13 protein-coding genes are annotated in these 17,288 nt (G+C 44.2%); 11 read left to right on the top strand and 2 right to left on the bottom strand.

Features of this window, described 5'->3' with window-relative positions; translation table 11 throughout:
* The first annotated feature begins 148 nt into the window (after positions 1 to 148).
* Complete coding sequence (gene polA / locus ACSLP7_RS04325; protein ID WP_435578180.1) at positions 149 to 2,986, top strand: DNA polymerase I; 2,838 nt, start codon at positions 149 to 151, stop codon at positions 2,984 to 2,986.
* A 3-nt stretch (positions 2,987 to 2,989) separates the two neighbouring features.
* Here polA and ACSLP7_RS04320 read toward each other — a convergent pair whose 3' ends face one another.
* Positions 2,990 to 5,647 (bottom strand): DUF5916 domain-containing protein, encoded by a 2,658-nt coding sequence (locus tag ACSLP7_RS04320; protein WP_435578179.1) that lies wholly within the window; start codon positions 5,645 to 5,647, stop codon positions 2,990 to 2,992.
* Between the two features lie 204 nt (positions 5,648 to 5,851).
* Between ACSLP7_RS04320 and rplM the strand changes: the two genes are divergently transcribed.
* The 4 genes from rplM (at position 5,852) to tsf (ending at position 8,511) form a co-directional block, all read left to right on the top strand.
* A complete protein-coding gene (gene rplM, locus ACSLP7_RS04315; protein WP_272830380.1) occupies positions 5,852 to 6,295 on the top strand; it encodes a 50S ribosomal protein L13 in 444 nt (147 codons plus the stop codon).
* Positions 6,296 to 6,304: 9 nt separating this feature from the next.
* Entirely contained in the window at positions 6,305 to 6,691 is a 387-nt protein-coding gene (gene rpsI, locus ACSLP7_RS04310; RefSeq protein WP_291184642.1) for a 30S ribosomal protein S9, read from the top strand.
* A gap of 150 nt (positions 6,692 to 6,841) precedes the next feature.
* A complete protein-coding gene (rpsB, locus tag ACSLP7_RS04305; RefSeq protein WP_435578178.1) occupies positions 6,842 to 7,636 on the top strand; it encodes a 30S ribosomal protein S2 in 795 nt (264 codons plus the stop codon).
* A 53-nt stretch (positions 7,637 to 7,689) separates the two neighbouring features.
* Positions 7,690 to 8,511: a translation elongation factor Ts gene (gene tsf / locus ACSLP7_RS04300; RefSeq protein WP_291184648.1), complete on the top strand. Its 822-nt coding sequence runs from the start codon at positions 7,690 to 7,692 to the stop codon at positions 8,509 to 8,511.
* A 71-nt stretch (positions 8,512 to 8,582) separates the two neighbouring features.
* Here tsf and ACSLP7_RS04295 read toward each other — a convergent pair whose 3' ends face one another.
* Complete coding sequence (locus ACSLP7_RS04295; RefSeq protein ID WP_435578177.1) at positions 8,583 to 9,290, bottom strand: spondin domain-containing protein; 708 nt, start codon at positions 9,288 to 9,290, stop codon at positions 8,583 to 8,585.
* Between the two features lie 143 nt (positions 9,291 to 9,433).
* On the opposite strand from ACSLP7_RS04295, the gene pyrH reads away from it, so the two are divergent.
* The 6 genes from pyrH to rpoN all read left to right on the top strand — a co-directional run.
* Complete coding sequence (gene pyrH, locus ACSLP7_RS04290) at positions 9,434 to 10,141, top strand: UMP kinase (RefSeq protein WP_435578176.1); 708 nt, start codon at positions 9,434 to 9,436, stop codon at positions 10,139 to 10,141.
* Between the two features lie 47 nt (positions 10,142 to 10,188).
* A complete protein-coding gene (frr, locus tag ACSLP7_RS04285; protein WP_435578175.1) occupies positions 10,189 to 10,743 on the top strand; it encodes a ribosome recycling factor in 555 nt (184 codons plus the stop codon).
* Between the two features lie 78 nt (positions 10,744 to 10,821).
* Positions 10,822 to 12,048, top strand: a complete 1,227-nt coding sequence (locus ACSLP7_RS04280) for a hypothetical protein (RefSeq protein WP_435578174.1) — start codon at positions 10,822 to 10,824, stop codon at positions 12,046 to 12,048.
* A 67-nt stretch (positions 12,049 to 12,115) separates the two neighbouring features.
* Entirely contained in the window at positions 12,116 to 14,518 is a 2,403-nt protein-coding gene (locus ACSLP7_RS04275; protein WP_435578173.1) for an efflux RND transporter permease subunit, read from the top strand.
* Between the two features lie 59 nt (positions 14,519 to 14,577).
* Positions 14,578 to 16,020 carry an asparagine--tRNA ligase gene (gene asnS, locus ACSLP7_RS04270; protein WP_435578172.1) on the top strand — a complete coding sequence of 481 codons (1,443 nt, stop codon included), beginning with the start codon at positions 14,578 to 14,580 and terminating at the stop codon, positions 16,018 to 16,020.
* A 79-nt stretch (positions 16,021 to 16,099) separates the two neighbouring features.
* A partial coding sequence (rpoN, locus tag ACSLP7_RS04265) for an RNA polymerase factor sigma-54 (protein ID WP_435578171.1) occupies positions 16,100 to 17,288 on the top strand: 1,189 nt, incomplete at its 3' end.

The raw sequence follows: 17,288 nt of genomic DNA, 5'->3' as shown, positions 1-17,288 counted from the left end.
TGGACGTTGTGAGTTCGTAGAAAAGCCGCTGTGGGGAGTGGCTTTTCTTCTTTTTAGGACCTTTGGTTTCTCAGCAGAATGGTTCATAACTTATAAAAGTACAACGCCTCGGTTTTTGTACCTTTAAACGCAACAACGAACCACAATTATGTCCGATTCCAAAAGACTGTTCCTAGTCGATGCTTACGCCCTGATCTTTAGGGGATATTACGCCTTTATCAAAAATCCTCGTGTAAATTCCAAGGGAGAAAACACCTCTGCCATTATGGGCTTTATGAATTCCCTTTTGGATGTGATCAAACGCGAACGCCCGGACCATTTGGCGGTTTGTTTTGACAAGGGTGGTAGTGACGTTCGCAATGAAATGTTTGCAGACTACAAGGCCAATCGGGATGAAACTCCGGAGCCGATCTTGTTTGCCGTACCCTATATCTACAGAATCTTGGAAGCCATGCATATTCCCATTATGGTCAAGCAAGGATTTGAGGCAGACGACGTCATTGGAACCCTAGCCAAAAAAGCAGAAAAAGAAGGTTACCAAACCTTTATGGTGACCCCAGATAAGGATTTTGCCCAATTGGTAAGTGAAAATATTTTTATGTACCGCCCCGTATTTGGTGGTGGATATGAGACTTGGGGCGTTGAAGAGGTAAAAGCAAAGTTTGAAGTAGATGACCCCTTACAAGTCATTGATTATTTGGGGATGATGGGAGACAGTGCAGATAACATTCCTGGGCTTCCGGGAGTGGGTGACAAAACAGCCAAGAAATTCATTAAGCAATTCGGCTCTATGGAAGGACTTTTGGCCAATACCGATCAGCTTAAAGGAAAAATGAAAGAGAAGGTTGAAGGTGCCAAAGAATTAGGCCTGATGTCTAAAGAATTGGCCAAGATCTTATTGGACGTTCCTGTGGAATTTGACGCTGAAGACTTTGAAATGTCAGAACCCGACACCGAAGCAGTGAAAGCAATTTTTGAAGAGCTGGAGTTCAGACGCTTGATCGACAATTTTTTAAAGACCTTCAATCAGCAAGCTACAGAAACACCATCGGGTACAGAGGCGCCAAAGGCAGCTACAACTGCCTCAGCAAGCAAAACTGCAGGAGCTGGTCAGTTCTCACTATTTGATGCTCAAGGAGATGCTCCAGCAGCGGCAGCAACTGGTTCAAGCAGACAAACCGCGGCTGTGGCCGATCACTTTTACCAAAGCGTAGACACAGAATTAGGAGTTTCCCTTTTGATAGATAAACTCCTCAAGCAACAGAGTGTTTGCTTTGATACCGAAACCACCGGTTTGGACCCATTGATTGCCGAGTTGGTTGGAATTGCGTTCTCCTGGGAAGTAGGCAAGGGCTTTTACGTTCCTTTCCCGGCAGACCAAAAGGAATGCAAAGCCTTATTGGAGCGATTCCGTCCGTTTTTCGAATCCGAAGGGATAGAAAAGATCGGGCAAAACTTGAAGTATGATATCAAGGTACTGGCCAAGTATGATATGCCTGTGCTCGGGCCTCTTTTTGACACCATGCTCGCGCATTATTTGATCAATCCAGACATGCGCCACAATATGGACGTGCTGTCTGAGACCTATTTGAACTACACCCCGATCAAGATCGAGGAACTCATCGGAAAAAAAGGAAAGAATCAACTTTCTATGCGAGACGTTCCTTTAAACAAACAGACCGAATACGCCGTAGAGGACGCCGACATCACCTTGCAACTCAAAGAGCATTTTGTAAAAGAGCTCGATGAGGCCAATACTCAAAAACTCTTTAAAGATATTGAGTTGCCACTCTTGCGTGTACTCGCTTCTATGGAATTGGAAGGGATTAATCTCAACAAAGACTTTCTGGCGCAACTGTCCGGAGCCTTAGATACAGATATCAAAAAGTTAGAAGCAGACATTTACGAAGCTGCTGGAGAAGAATTCAACATTGCCTCGCCCCGTCAATTAGGCGAGATCCTCTTTGGAAAAATGCAATTGGTTGACAAACCTAAAAAGACCAAAACCGGTCAGTATTCTACCGCAGAAGATGTACTCTCTTATCTGGCCAAAGATCACAAGATCATTCGTGATGTTTTGAGCTACCGTGGACTCACCAAACTCAAAAGCACTTATGTGGATGCGCTGCCGCTACAGGTTTCAGAGGTAAGCGGACGGGTACATACGGACTATATGCAGACCGTTGCCGCTACTGGTCGTCTGAGCAGTAACAATCCAAACCTGCAAAACATTCCGATCCGCACCGAACGCGGCCGTGAAGTGCGAAAGGCGTTTGTCCCGAGAGATGAGGAGCACGTGCTACTCGCAGCGGATTACTCGCAAATTGAACTGAGAATCATTGCCGCTTTGAGCGAGGAGGACAATATGATTGAAGCCTTTAATAAAGGCGAGGATATTCACACCTCAACAGCGGCTAAGGTCTTTGGCGTTGACCCCAGTGAAGTGACACGCGAACAACGTTCCAACGCCAAGACGGTAAACTTTGGAATCATCTACGGAGTTTCTGCTTTTGGGTTGAGCAATCAGACCGATCTTAACAGAACGGAAGCCAAAGAACTCATTGAAACCTATTACAAGACCTATCCAAAGCTCAGAGACTATATGGGCGCCCAAGTGGATTTTGCACGCGACAACGGCTATGTGCAAACGGTATTGGGTCGTCGTAGATACTTAAAAGACATCAATAGCCGCAATGCTGTGGTTCGCGGTGCCGCTGAACGTAACGCAGTGAATGCGCCTATTCAAGGAAGCGCAGCGGATATCATCAAAATAGCGATGATCAACATCCACAAAAAACTAGAAGCAGACAATTATAAGACCAAAATGCTGCTCCAAGTGCACGATGAATTGGTGTTTGATGTATACAAACCCGAACTGGAAAAGGTCAGCGCCATGATCCGCACAGAAATGGAAGCTGCTTATAAATTAGCGGTTCCTTTGGTAGTAGATATGGGCCTCGGCCAAAACTGGCTCGAAGCCCACTAAGTCTTAAAGTACAAAGCGGTACGTCGCTTTGATCAAAAAGGTGTTCTGCGGTCTTTGCTGCAGCAGTTGATTGTCAATAATGGTATTGAAATCATTGCTTGGATCACCCAAGCCGGTAATCCCTTGAGACCACACTAAAAAGATCTCCGAGCCGGGAATATATTCCCAACGCAATACTAGGTTCGATCTAAACTGCACAAAGGCAAAGTCGGGATCGCCAAAGGCGTAATCTGTAGTGCCGTCACGGTCTTCATCCACAGAATACAAACCGTCTGCAAAGGAGATCTGCTGCTCATCAAACCAAGTCACACGTTGGCTGAGGTCTTCTGCCGTAGCATCGTTTACATAGTTGAAATTGGTAAAACTCGCCTTGAAGATAAACGGCTGTCCGTAGTACTGTATCGTTAAGTTTGGATTGATGTTGTAATTGACTCTTAAAGTCGTACTCAAAGATTCATTATCGATCTCTCCCAGAATGTAACGCGGTGTCTCACCAAAGGAGGTTTGAGTCACATACTGCGTTTTGTTGGGGTTTTGTTCGTACTCCACATTCAAAGACGCACTGAGAGAGTTTATGGGCTGATAGCGCAAACGCAAAACATAGCGTCTAAACTGGAAATCCAGATTGTCTGCGTCTGAATGCACATAACCTAAAGTCCCGCTGAGTCTTTTCCGCTGATCAGTTCCGGAGAAAATAAAGAAGAAGTTCTCATCAGAAAAACGCCAACGTGGCCCTCCGCGTAAAAAAGTATTGGTAAAGATGCGCGGCTTATGAGCGGCACCCACTTCTGTAAACCAGTTGTTCTTCCAATTCACAAATCCGTTGATCTCGTATTGAATACGGTTGTAGTTCCCTTCAAAATCATAAGAAGTGAATTGATTTACCCCAAGGTTCGCCTCGCGAAACCAAGAGGTGGGTCGGTTCCAAAAGCGGCGTACGTTCGCGTATTGACGAATATCATCCGCCTGACGTAAAAATCCAATATCATTGAGTTCCAGTTCTGGAGAACGAAAGTTTCCACCAAAATTATAACGCCAGTCTCCACTTTGACGCCCGATCTCAAATCGACCTGAAGTTCCACTAAGGCTGGTTCTCGAGGTATCGACAGCTACGTGTCCGGCATCAACTCGTTGAAAAAGGTGCGTTAAAGAGCGTTGCGTTCTGGTAATGGCTTCCTTACTTCCACGCACCGTACTCACTACAGCGCTTCCTTCTACATAATACTTTCTGTCTTTCCAATTGTGCTTAAAGTCCAATCCGCCGGAATAGGCATGAGAATGCAGAAAGTTTAAACGATCTTCCATATTGCGATGCGTCGCCGTAAAGATTCCTCCTATATAAGAATTACGATCATTAAAGTCCTTTTGCATACGCCCTACAAAATAGTTGGTCAAGGGTTCCACGACCTCTTCGCGCTCCTCTCCTAGCTCATCAATACTGGCCAAAACATCCTCATCATCCGTCAAGGTGATCTCTGCCACGGATCGTGCAGTGACACTTTCTAAGATTCCAATGGCCCAGCCGTCCTTGGTCTTCCCACTGAACTTGGCAGCTCCTAATATGGTTGAGTTGATCGGCACATCGACAAATTCCCCTCTGGAAGCTCTCGCTGTAGTTCCGCCCTGCGGGCTGCGACCAATCCGACGAGAGAAAAACACATTGTCTGCTCCTCCTCCCAATCTAAAGTCAAAGACATTCTTGTTCTCTACAAAGAAGGGTCTACGTTCTTGAAAGAAGATCTCAAATCCATCTAAAGCGATAGCTCCAGGGTCCGCATCTACTTGCCCAAAATCTGGATTGATGGTAAGGTCTAAGGTAAGATCATTGGTCACCCCGATCTTCGCATCCAAACCACCGGTAAACTTGGTGTCTTGGCCATCACGGAACGGGTTCCCCTGCTCAGGTTCATAGGTGTCTAACTGTGCAAGCGTATAAGGTTGTATCTCTAATTGTTTCTGCGGAGTGAGTCCGATCAGGCCTCGCAATTCTCCAAATTCACTAACCCATCCCGGAGGATTGGCTGGTAATGGCTGCCATAGGGAACGCTCTTCATTATTAAAGTAGCGACGCGTGGATTGCAGGCCCCAAACCTGTTCGTGGTCGTTTCCAAAGCGGAGTTGACTCAGCGGGATACGAATCTCTGCAGTCCATCCTTCATCATCTACATTGACATCGGTGTACCAAATAGGATTCCAACTATCGTCAAAGTTACCGTTCTCTGAAATGAACTCGTCCCCTTTTACCCCACTGGCAGAAATGGTAAAACTAAATCCGGAGCGATCATCTCCAAAGCTATCCAAGTTGATCTCTACCCAATCTCCCGGGAAATCATCACGACGTCCCATACGGCGCTCAATGGTAGCGGGATCTTCTTGATAACACTTAAAGGCTACGTATAAATTCTTCTGATCGTAAACGATCTTCATTTTAGTCTGCTCAGTTGGCGGCGTACCGACATCTGGTTGGAATTCCACATAATCTGTGGTCCACTCTACCAGATCCCAAGCTGGATCGTCTATAAGACCGTCGATCTTAGGAGCAGCAGTATCCCCGATAGAGGTTGTGGTGTATGAGCGTTTGGGATAGGTAGTATCCTGCGCAAAAAGAGCGCTTACAGCCAATAAAGAAAGGGCTGCGGTTAGTGATAGGGTACGCAACATTGTTAGTTAGTTTGAATAAAGGACAGTCAATAGTTACGAACGTGACAGTTTTTAAGATTTTTTTAATAGAAGTTTAACATCAACCACCCGCTAAAACGGGCTTTGGATTTTAAGTCTTCATTGCTTGTTATTCAAATAAATAATAGTACATTTGCACCCCGATTTTGTCCAAATAAGGAATGTTTAATACAAAAAATTAAAAGGGTGGATACATTAAGTTATAAAACAGCATCTGCAAACAAAAGCACTGTAAAAAAAGAGTGGTTGCACGTTGATGCTGAAGGACAGACGTTAGGTCGTTTGGCTTCTGAAGTTGCAAAATTGCTACGAGGAAAGCACAAGCCTAGCTACACCCCTCACGTGGATTGTGGTGACAACGTGATCATCACCAACGCAGAAAAGGTAGTACTTACTGGAAACAAATGGGCCGATAAAACGTATATCCGTCATACGGGTTATCCAGGTGGACAGCGTTCACTTACTGCTCAAGAGTTGAAAGAAAAGAATCCTGCAGGTGTTGTTGAGAAAGCTGTAAAAGGCATGCTCCCAAAAAACAAACTAGGTGCCCAATTATTTAGAAACCTAAAAGTTTATGCTGGAGCTGAACACGGACAGGAAGCACAAAAACCAAAAACAATTAATCTTTAACGAAAAGTAATGGAAGTTATTCACAAGATTGGTAGAAGAAAGACTGCCGTTGCTCGCGTTTATGTTTCTCAAGGAAAAGGAAACATCACTGTAAACAAGCGTTCATTGAATGAATACTTTACTACAGACGCACTACGTTACAAAGTGAACCAACCGTTCATGTTAACTGACAACGAAGGAAGCTACGATGTTAACGTTAATGTATACGGAGGTGGAATCACCGGACAAGCAGAAGCTGTTCGTTTGGCGATCTCAAGAGCTTTGTGCGAAGTGAACGAGGAGTACCGTGCAAATCTTAAACCAGAAGGCTTGTTGACTAGAGATCCAAGAATGGTAGAGCGCAAGAAATTCGGACAGAAGAAAGCGCGTAAGAAATTCCAGTTCTCTAAACGTTAATTGGCCGCACTTGCCGCTTGAGGCAAGTGCCATCCGTTCATTTATTATTGAAACAGCTGTTATTTCTGCCTAAGTGCAGGAAGTTAGTTTAGCATCTAAACCACCCCAATGGGTGCGTTGCTATCTAGACAGAACGTAAACTAAAACAAAATGGCAAAGAAAATCGAAGTAAAAGAATTACTCGACGCCGGGGTGCACTTTGGGCACCTCACCCGTAAATGGAATCCAAACATGGCTCCTTATATCTATATGGAGCGTAACGGAATCCACATCATCAACCTTTACAAGACTGCTGCAAAAATTGACGAAGCTAACGAGGCGCTTAAAAAGATCGCCGCTAGCGGACGCAAGATTTTGTTCGTAGCTACTAAGAAGCAAGCGAAAGATATCGTTGCTGACAAAGCGAGCAAAGCAAACATGCCTTATATCACTGAGCGTTGGCCAGGAGGTATGTTGACTAACTTCGTAACTATCCGTAAGGCGGTTAAGAAGATGTCATCTATTGATCGCATGAAGCAAGACGGTACTTTTGACTCTCTTTCTAAGAAAGAAAAGCTTCAAGTAAACCGTTTACGTGCTAAGTTGGAAAAGAACTTAGGTTCTATCTCTGACATGAGCCGTTTGCCAGGTGCATTGTTCATCGTGGATACGACTCGTGAGCACATCGCCGTAAAAGAGGCACAAAAATTGAACATCCCGATCTTCGCTATGGTTGATACCAACAGTGATCCTCGTGAAGTTGATTACGTAATCCCATCTAACGACGATGCTTCTAAGAGTATCGACAAGATCGTTTCTCAAGTTTCTGAGGCAATCATTGAAGGATTGGAAGAGCGTAAAGCCTCTAAAGAAGGAGAAGCTAAAGCAGCTCCAAAGGCTGAAGCAGCTCCAAAAGCAGCACCAGCCCCAAAAGCTGAAGCAGCTGCAAAACAAGAAGAAGAATAAATTTATTCGAGCGGATTTCCGCTTGAGTTTTTCAACACTTAAAACACAAACAAATGGCAAATATCACAGCCGCAGATGTAAACAAATTGCGTAAAGCAACTGGAGCGGGGATGATGGATTGTAAAAAAGCTTTGGTTGAGGCCGATGGTGACTTCGACAAGGCTATCGAGATTCTTCGTAAAAAAGGTCAAAAAGTAGCTGCAAAGCGTGCTGATCGTGACTCTAGCGAGGGAGCTGTTATTGCAAAGGTAAACGATGGTGCTTCTAAAGGAGTGATCGTTTCTTTGAACTGTGAAACTGACTTCGTTGCTAAGAACGATTCTTTCGTTTCTTTGGCTCACGACCTTGCTGAATTAGCATTGGCGAGCAGTTCTAAAGACGAGTTCTTGGCTGCAGATTTCAACGGTATCTCTGTTCAAGATAAATTGACTGAGCAAACTGGTGTTATCGGTGAGAAGATCGAGATCGGTGATTTCCGCGTATTGGAAGCTCCTTTCGTAGGTTCTTACATCCACGCAGGAAACAAGATCGCTGTTCTTACAGGTCTTTCTGCTGATGTTGACGGTGCTGATGTTGTAGCAAAAGATGTTGCAATGCAAGCCGCTGCAATGAACCCTGTTGCTCTAGATGAGTCTGGAGTTGATCAGGCAACCATTGAAAAAGAGATCGAGATCGCTAAAGATCAATTGCGTCAAGAAGGAAAGCCAGAAGAGATGTTGGACAACATCGCTAAAGGAAAACTAAAGCGTTTCTTTAAAGACAACACTTTGGTTAACCAAGCTTTCATCAAAGACAACAAACAAAGCGTTAGCCAATACGTGAAGACTATTGGTGATGTAGACGTTGTTTCTTTTGAGCGCGTTGCTCTTGCATAAGCATTCAACGATATAAAATAAAAAACCCGCTTCCAAGGAAGCGGGTTTTTTTATGGTCTTTTTTTCTTTGCTTACAAATCAGTACGCGTAATGGTGATTGATCCGATAGCTGGTGTCAATCCTCCAGAGGTTCCAATTGGTGGCGTATTGACAATACTGATATTGCCTTGAGGACTCGTTGGATTGTCTGCAGCGTTATACGTATCTCCACTGTCGGTTCCAGCATCAAGCACAGAAAGCGTCAAAGTCTCCTCGCTCACCAAAGCATCGCTTGGCAAAACAATAGAGAAACTGTCAACTCCTGCAAACCAGTCAGGACTCGGCGTCATGGAAACCACAAAGCTAATCGAAGTCTTTTCAGGATCTACAGTTACGTTTACGGACTGTGCCGCTGTTGGACCTCCTCCGGCAGCAGAAGATGTCACAAAGAAATCAACGCTGTCTTCAGAACCTGAACTAGTAAGTTCCGTGGCCAGAGCACTACTGTCTCCAGTCTCTGCAAATACCTGTAATCCGGCACTTGCTTGTTGACCCAACCTGAAAACATTGTTCCCTGGTGCGTGAACCGCTACCAAAATATTAGAAAATGCAGCATTGGCTGGATAATCTGTTGGGAACTGAGCTTCAGTCCAATTCGGGTTAAAGGTGACTCGGTAAGTGGCAGTTACCGGATTGTCGCCTTCTCCTCCACCATCGTCAGTGTTGTTGTTGTCGTCGTCGCTCGAACAGCCTGTAAAAACTAGAGCTGCTAATAGAGCTAGAGATAGAAACTTTTGCATAATTAATTTTTTCTAAAGATAGTATTATTTGATTTGATGAATTTAATCTCCCGATTTTTTTCATCGGAGGTCAAGTATACGAACGTTCAACAAAATAAAAAATTACTTTTTCTGACTATATTTGCACAAACCCGCGCTAAGGCATGAAATACAACAGAATTTTACTCAAATTATCCGGAGAAGCCCTAATGGGAAATCGCCAATATGGTATCGATCCAGAGCGTTTAGACGACTACGCTAGAGAGATCAAAAAAATCACGGATTTAGGGGTACAAGTAGCCATTGTTATCGGTGGCGGAAACATCTTTAGAGGTGTTGCGGGAGCTTCCCGAGGCATGGACCGCGTTCAAGGTGATCACATGGGCATGTTGGCTACTGTGATTAATGGTTTAGCCTTGCAAAGCGCCTTAGAAGACAATCAGGTTCCGACGCGCTTACAAAGCGCTATTAAAATAAATGAAGTAGCCGAACCGTTTATCCGTAGAAAGGCGATCCGTCATTTAGAAAAAGGGCGTGTAGTTATTTTCGGTGGAGGAACCGGTAATCCGTATTTCACCACAGATTCAGCGGCCGTTCTACGTGCTATTGAAATCGGAGCCGATGTGATCTTAAAAGGTACTCGCGTAGATGGAATTTACACCAGCGATCCTGAAAAAGATTCCGACGCCACAAAATTTGACTATATTTCCTTTGACGATGTTATCAAGAAAGGCCTTAAGGTTATGGACACCACCGCCTTCACTTTGAGTCAGGAAAACGAGCTTCCAATCATTGTATTTGATATGAATACGCAAGGAAATCTCTATAAAGTGATCAGTGGAGAGAAGATCGGAACCAAGGTGAATATTTAACGAATTTTTGGCCTGATATTTGACATCCCCAATATAAATTTGGTTTTATGGACGAAGAAGTAGACTTTATTATTGACGCAGCCCGAGAAGGGATGCAAAAATCTATAGATCACCTTAAAAAGAAGCTGATCAACATCCGTGCTGGAAAAGCCTCACCTTCTATGGTAGGAAGCGTGATGGTGGAATACTACGGCACACCAACTCCATTGAGTCAGGTGGCTAACGTAAACACCCCAGACGGAATGACCATTTCCATTCAGCCTTGGGAAAAATCTTTGATTCCGGAAATCGAGAAAGGAATTCAAATGGCAAATCTTGGCTTCAACCCGATGAACAACGGGGAAAGCGTGATCATCAATGTACCGCCACTTACAGAGGAGCGCAGAAAGGAATTGGCCAAACAAGCCAGATCAGAAGCCGAAGAAGCTAAGATTGGAGTTCGTAACGATAGAAAATCAGCCAATAACGACCTTAAAGGATTGGATATCTCTGAGGATTTGAAAAAGAATCTAGAGATTGACATTCAAGAAATGACCGATAAACACATTGCCTTGATCGACTCTATCCTCGATAAGAAGGAGCAGGAGATCATGACGGTGTAAGCCCTCGTCAATACAGGCCCGCAAGGGCCTTTTTTAATACCTCATTTGCAAAAGTCCGCCGCGTTTATACTGTTGTTTTTGCTGACCACTACCCTGGCCATAGCTCAGCAACCCGTGGTGACTACCCAAGACAGCATCCCGGAGAAACCACCTTCAGTCTTTAAAACCGGCTTCTATCCGCTTTCTTTTTTTGACTTTGACCTGCGTTATTTGGTCAAATACAACAATTATGAAGGCATCCGTTTGGGGATGGGAGGAACCACAAACGACAAGCTTTTTGAGAGCTTGAAGTTTGGTGGCTATTTTGCCCGTGGTTTTAAGGACCAAGCCTGGAAGTTTAGTTTTGGTGGTAGTGTACGACTTGCAGAAGAACCCAAGTCTTGGCTTAGTTTGACCTATGTAGACGATATCTCAGAACTGGGGAGTTTCTTTTATTTGACTGATGCCCGAGTGTACAATGTTTTTGAACCACGCTTGGTGAACATCTCACAGTTTTACAAACACCGCACTTGGCGTACCAACTATCAGCAACAGCTGACTCCAAAGATATTGGCGGAATTCAAACTCTCGCGAAGCAATATCACCCAAATTGAAGACTATCAATTTGAGATAGGTAATGAGGTCTTTTCTAACTACGTAATTGCAGAGGCCACAGCCTCTTTTAGGTTTAGTCCTAAAACGAACTTCTTTTTAAGTGAAGACGGAGAGATCGAATACTTTGACGGATTTCCAAAGATCACGGCTCAGGTTTCACAAGGACTGCGCAGTTTCTTTGATGGTGATTTTGAATACATCAAGCTGGGCCTTAAACTAGACTACTACCTAAAACGAACGGATCTGTCCAGTACCAACATCCTTTTGGAAGGAAAGCTGGGAATTGGCGATATCCCTTTGACCCACTTGTTCCACGCCTTCCCAAACAGTCCGACGCGAGATCGAATTCTGCAGCGCTTCTCTGTTGCTGGACGACAGAGTTTTGAGACCATGTATTTTGGAGAATTCTTCTCGGATAAGCTGATCTCATTACAAGTGCGTCACGCACTGCGTCGTTTTTATATTTCAGATCGAATCAAACCCGAGTTGGTATTTATAACGCGACATGCTTTAGGATCTTTAGTTCAACGGGAAAGACACCTCGGTTTGGACTTTGACACCTTAGAGCAAGGTTATAATGAAATTGGGATGGAACTCAACAAGATTTTCTCCGGATTTGGACTGAGTTTTGCCTACCGTTATGGTGCCTACCACCTGCCTGAATTCGAAGACAACCTCGCCTTAAAATTCACCTTCTACCTTAGTATTTAATTAACCCAGCAAATCCTCTGCTTTGCCTCTTATTTTAGTACCTTTGCGCGCATTGTAAGCTGTCGTAGTGGATAAACTTTTCAGTATAGGATTTTGGGGCGCCGTAGCCCGTTTCATTTTGCGCAATCGCCTGCTCATGCTATTGGTGATTGCAGGGATGACGGTCTTTATGGGACTGCAATGGAAACATATGCGTTTCACCTATACGGAAGCCAACCTACTCCCGGACGAGCATGAAGTCAACATGGCCTACAACAATTTCTTAGAGACTTTTGGAGAAGAGGGTAATTTGATCGTGATCGGGGTGAAAGACACCGCGATCTTTCAACCGGAAAACTTCTTGGCCTGGGATGCACTTTCTAAAAAAATTCGACAATACCCGGAAATTGAGCTGACCTTGTCCGTTGGTGACCTACAAGTCTTGAACAAGAATCAAGACGAGGAGCGTTTTGATTTGGAACCCTTTATCACGGACTCCATTCCAACAGCAGAGCAGTTAGCCTGGTACAAATACCGTCTTTTTGAGAAACTCCCTTTTTACAAAGGCCTTTTATACAGTCCGAACAAGCAATCGATTCGAACAGGGATCTATCTCAAGAAGGAATTGGTCAATACACCGGCCCGCCGCGATTTTATAATCAACGACCTGATCCCGGAGATCGAAAAGTTTGAGAACACTTATGACATTACCGTCTATACATCGGGGATGCCGTATATCCGAACCCTAAACTCTCAGAACATCATTGATGAGATTGGGTTATTCATTGGAGCCGCGCTGCTGGTGACCTCGCTGATCTTCTTCTTTTTCTTTAGATCCTTTAGAGCGACTTTCATATCCATGATCACCGTGATCATTGGAGTGATGTGGGCCTTTGGTATTTTGGGCTTGCTGCATTATGAAATTACAGTGCTCACGGCACTGATTCCACCTTTGATCATTGTGATCGGAATTCCGAACTGTATCTTTTTAATTAATAAATATCAGCAGGAAATTAAATCCCACGGGAACCAAGCCAAGTCGTTGCAACGTGTGATCACCAAAGTTGGAAACGCAACCTTGATGACCAATGTGACTACGGCTTCCGGTTTTGCGACTTTTATTTTGACCAAAAGCCAATTGCTTAAGGAGTTTGGTACGGTTGCCTCGATCTGTATCATCGCGATCTTTTTGCTTTGCCTGTGTATCATCCCGATCGTATACAGTTATATGGCGATCCCCAAATACAAGCACTTAAAGCACTTAAACAAACGCTGGATAGGCAGTTTTGTATCCTGGATGGAAAATATGGTGAAGCATCACCGCGTAGCGATTTATGCAGTTTCGGTCATTCTTTTAACGGCGAGTATCATTGGAATCTACAAGATCGAGATCTCAGGAAGTCTTATTGAAGATATGCCCAAAAGCGCCGACTTCTTTCAAGACATTCGCTTTTATGAAAAGGAGTATGAGGGCTTAATGCCTTTAGAGATCCTCATCGACACCAAACGTGAAGAAGGGGTAATGAAATTGGCTACCATCAAACGGATGGATAAGCTACACACCATCATTGAAGAGATCCCAGAATTCTCCAACCCAGTTTCCGTGGTTAACTTGGTTAAGTATTCTAAACAGGCTTACTACAATAACAATCCGGAGTTCTATCAATTGCCGAATTCTCAGGAACGTACCTTTATTCTATCCTACGCGAAAAACTCTTCAGAGAGTACAGACCTGATGAAAAGTTATGTGGACACCACTGGTCAATATGCGCGCATCACAACTTTCATTAAAGACACGCCTACTGAAAGGATGAATGAAATTGAAAGCGACTTGTTGGAGGAGATCGGCAAGATTTTCCCCGAGGAACGCTATGAAGTTACCCTAACCGGGAAGGCTTTGGTATTCCAAAAAGGAACAAGCTATTTGGTTCGCAACCTGATCATCTCCCTGTCTTTGGCCATTTTGCTGATCGCCTTATTCATGGCCTGGATGTTCCGCAGTGTAAAAATGATCTTGGTATCCCTTTTACCGAACCTGCTGCCGCTATTGGTAACAGCAGGAATGATGGGATTCATTGGTATTCCTATCAAGCCTTCAACCATTTTGGTATTCAGTATAGCCTTTGGTATTTCTGTGGATGATACCATTCACTTTTTAGCCAAGTACAGGCAAGAACTCATCGCCAAAAAATGGAAGATCTCCAGATCAGTTTATGCAGCGCTTCGTGAAACCGGTGTAAGTATGTTCTACACCTCCATTGTGCTGTTCTTTGGTTTTTCAGTGTTTATGATCTCCAGCTTTGGAGGTACGGTGGCTTTAGGCGGATTGGTTTCGGCCACTTTGCTCTTTGCCATGCTGTCTAACCTCATGCTACTCCCCTCTTTGTTGCTTTCCTTGGAGCGCAGCATTGCCAACCAGGATACGATGCGAAAACCATCGCTGAGAATCATCTTGGACAAAGAAGAAATTGAATCCCTAAAGGATAAGTAAAGGCGGGCTTGTCGGTGTCTTGACGAACATCTATATTTGCCCCGTATAAAGCGAAAGTTATGAGCTATAAAGAAGTATTAGAGTTGCTCCAAAGCGAGCCTTCCTTACAAGAATTTACCGTACGCGGTTGGGTGAAATCCTTCCGTTCTAACCGCTTTATTGCCCTGAATGATGGGTCTACTATTAAAAATATTCAATGTGTCGTTGATTTTGAAAATTTTGACGAGGCATTACTCAAACGCATCACGACTGGATCTGCAATTGCCGTAACTGGAAACCTAGTGGCCAGTCAAGGTAGCGGACAAGCTGTTGAAGTTGCTGTTTCTAAAGTGGAGATTTTAGGAGATGCTGATCCGGAAGAGGTTAAACTGACGGTACTTTCTCCAAAACGCCACACCTTAGAGAAGTTGCGTGAGCAGGCACACTTGCGTGTGCGTACCAACACCTTTGGTGCGGTTATGCGTTTGCGTTCTAAATTGGCCTTTGCAGTTCACGAGTATTTTCAAACCAATGGTTATTACTATATGCACGCTCCTATCATTACCGGGAGTGATGCAGAAGGAGCAGGAGAAATGTTCCGCGTGAGTACTTTAGATCCTAAGAATCCACCGCTAACCGAGGACGGTGATGTGGATTACAAAGAAGACTTTTTTGGCAAGGAATCTAACTTGACCGTGAGTGGTCAGTTGGAAGCAGAAACCTATGCTATGGGACTCAGCAAAGTGTATACTTTTGGTCCAACCTTTAGAGCGGAGAACTCAAATACTTCGCGTCACCTAGCTGAATTCTGGATGATTGAGCCAGAGGTTGCTTTCTGTGATTTGGACGGTAACATGGATCTGGCAGAGGATTTTATCAAATACGTGATCAAATACGCGGTAGAAAACTGTCAAGATGACTTGGCCTTCTTGGAAGAAAGATTGACCAAAGAAGAGTCTATGAAACCTGCAGATCAACGCAGCCCAATGCCACTGCGCGAGAAGTTGGACTTTGTATTGAACAACCAATTCAAGCGCGTGAGCTATACGGAAGCCATTGATATTCTCAAGAACTCCAAGCCGAACAAAAAGAAGAAATTCCAATACCCTATTGATGAATGGGGCGCAGATCTTCAAAGCGAACACGAGCGCTATTTGGTGGAGAAGCATTTCAAATGCCCAGTAATCTTGTTTGATTACCCAGCCAATATCAAAGCATTCTATATGCGTCTGAACGAAGATGAGAAGACCGTACGCGCTATGGATGTGTTATTCCCGGGAATTGGAGAGATCGTTGGTGGATCGCAACGTGAAGAGCGTTATGATGTCCTCAAACAAAAGATCGCTGATCTAGGGATCGATGAAAAAGAACTTTGGTGGTACTTAGACCTGCGTAAGTTTGGTACAGCGGTACACTCAGGATTCGGATTGGGCTTTGAACGTCTGGTTCAGTTTGTTACGGGAATGGGCAACATTAGAGATGTAATTCCTTACCCTAGAACGCCGAAGAACGCCGAATTTTAGACCCTGAAAAAGCTAATAGAAAACGATCTTAACTACTTTTTAAGATCGTTTTTTTTAACTTTATGTACAACTCGCTTAGATGTTAAAACAACAACTCAATTTTAGACTCTCTCAAAAGCTATCTCCTCAGCAGATTCAGCTGATGAAGCTCATTCAATTGCCTACCCAGGCTTTTGAACAGCGTATTGCTCAAGAGATGCAGGAAAATCCAGCACTGGAAGGCGGTAAGGACCGCAGTGAAGAGCGGGAAGATTCCTATGAAGGAGAGCAAGAATACGAGTCGGACGCAGAGAAGATCGAAACAGAGATCAATATTGACGACTATCTGAGCGATGACGAGATTCCGTCTTATAAGCTCTCTGCAAACAACTACAGCAGTGACGATGAAGACAAACAGGTGCCTTATGCCTCTGGGACGTCCTTCACCCAGTTTTTGATGAACCAGCTCAATACCTTCCGCTTGGATGAAGAGCAGTCAGAGATCGCTGAATTCTTGGTGGGAAGTGTCGATGAGAGCGGCTATATCAGACGTCCGATTATTGACATCATGGACGATCTAGCCTTTACCCAAAACGTATACACCACAGAGGAAAAGATCGAAGAGGTTCTGGAACTGGTTCAACAGTTGGATCCAGCAGGCGTAGGCGCAAGAAACCTACAGGAATGCTTGCTTTTACAATTGGAACGCAAGTCTCCCACCGCAGAAGTGCAATTGGCCATTGACATCATTGAAGACGCCTTTGAACTCTTCAGCAAAAAACACTACAGCAAGCTGCAGCACAAATTCAATATCACTGAAGATGAGCTGCGCAATGCTATACATGAAATAGAAGGCCTCAACCCAAAACCAGGTGGGACGTACTCTTCAAGTACCCGCATGGTAGAGCATGTAGTTCCAGATTTTACCATTCGCATTGTAGATGGAGAATTAGAACTCTCTTTAAACGGCCGAAATGCACCAGAACTACACGTTTCAAAAGAGTATTCTGATATGCTCAAAGGCTATAAGGCCGCGAAAGAGAAGACCAAATCTCAAAAAGATGCGGTGCTCTTTATCAAACAAAAACTAGATGCCGCTAAGTGGTTCATTGAAGCCATCAGACAGCGACAACAAACCTTACTGGTAACCATGAATGCCATCATGCATTACCAGCATGAATACTTCCTCAGTGGAGATGAGCGCAAACTGCGCCCAATGATACTTAAGGACATTGCAGATACCATAGGTATGGATGTCTCTACAGTTTCTCGAGTTGCAAACAGCAAAT

The organism is Gilvibacter sp. (genome assembly GCF_965601605.1).
In the GTDB taxonomy this organism is placed as follows: Bacteria; Bacteroidota; Bacteroidia; order Flavobacteriales; family Flavobacteriaceae; genus Gilvibacter.
The sequence above is the reverse complement of the archived record's forward strand: the minus strand, read 5'-3'. Positions and strand labels throughout refer to the sequence as shown.

Excerpts from the sequence above, each read along its gene's own strand:
- polA (WP_435578180.1), top strand. The coding sequence starts at position 149 with ATGTCCGATTCCAAAAGACTGTTCCTAGTCGATGCTTACGCCCTGATC.
- frr (WP_435578175.1), top strand. The coding sequence starts at position 10,189 with ATGGACGAAGAAGTAGACTTTATTATTGACGCAGCCCGAGAAGGGATG.
- ACSLP7_RS04295 (WP_435578177.1), bottom strand. The coding sequence starts at position 9,290 with ATGCAAAAGTTTCTATCTCTAGCTCTATTAGCAGCTCTAGTTTTTACA.
- asnS (WP_435578172.1), top strand. The coding sequence starts at position 14,578 with ATGAGCTATAAAGAAGTATTAGAGTTGCTCCAAAGCGAGCCTTCCTTA.
- pyrH (WP_435578176.1), top strand. The coding sequence starts at position 9,434 with ATGAAATACAACAGAATTTTACTCAAATTATCCGGAGAAGCCCTAATG.
- ACSLP7_RS04320 (WP_435578179.1), bottom strand. The coding sequence starts at position 5,647 with ATGTTGCGTACCCTATCACTAACCGCAGCCCTTTCTTTATTGGCTGTA.
- tsf (WP_291184648.1), top strand. The coding sequence starts at position 7,690 with ATGGCAAATATCACAGCCGCAGATGTAAACAAATTGCGTAAAGCAACT.
- rpsB (WP_435578178.1), top strand. The coding sequence starts at position 6,842 with ATGGCAAAGAAAATCGAAGTAAAAGAATTACTCGACGCCGGGGTGCAC.
- rpsI (WP_291184642.1), top strand. The coding sequence starts at position 6,305 with ATGGAAGTTATTCACAAGATTGGTAGAAGAAAGACTGCCGTTGCTCGC.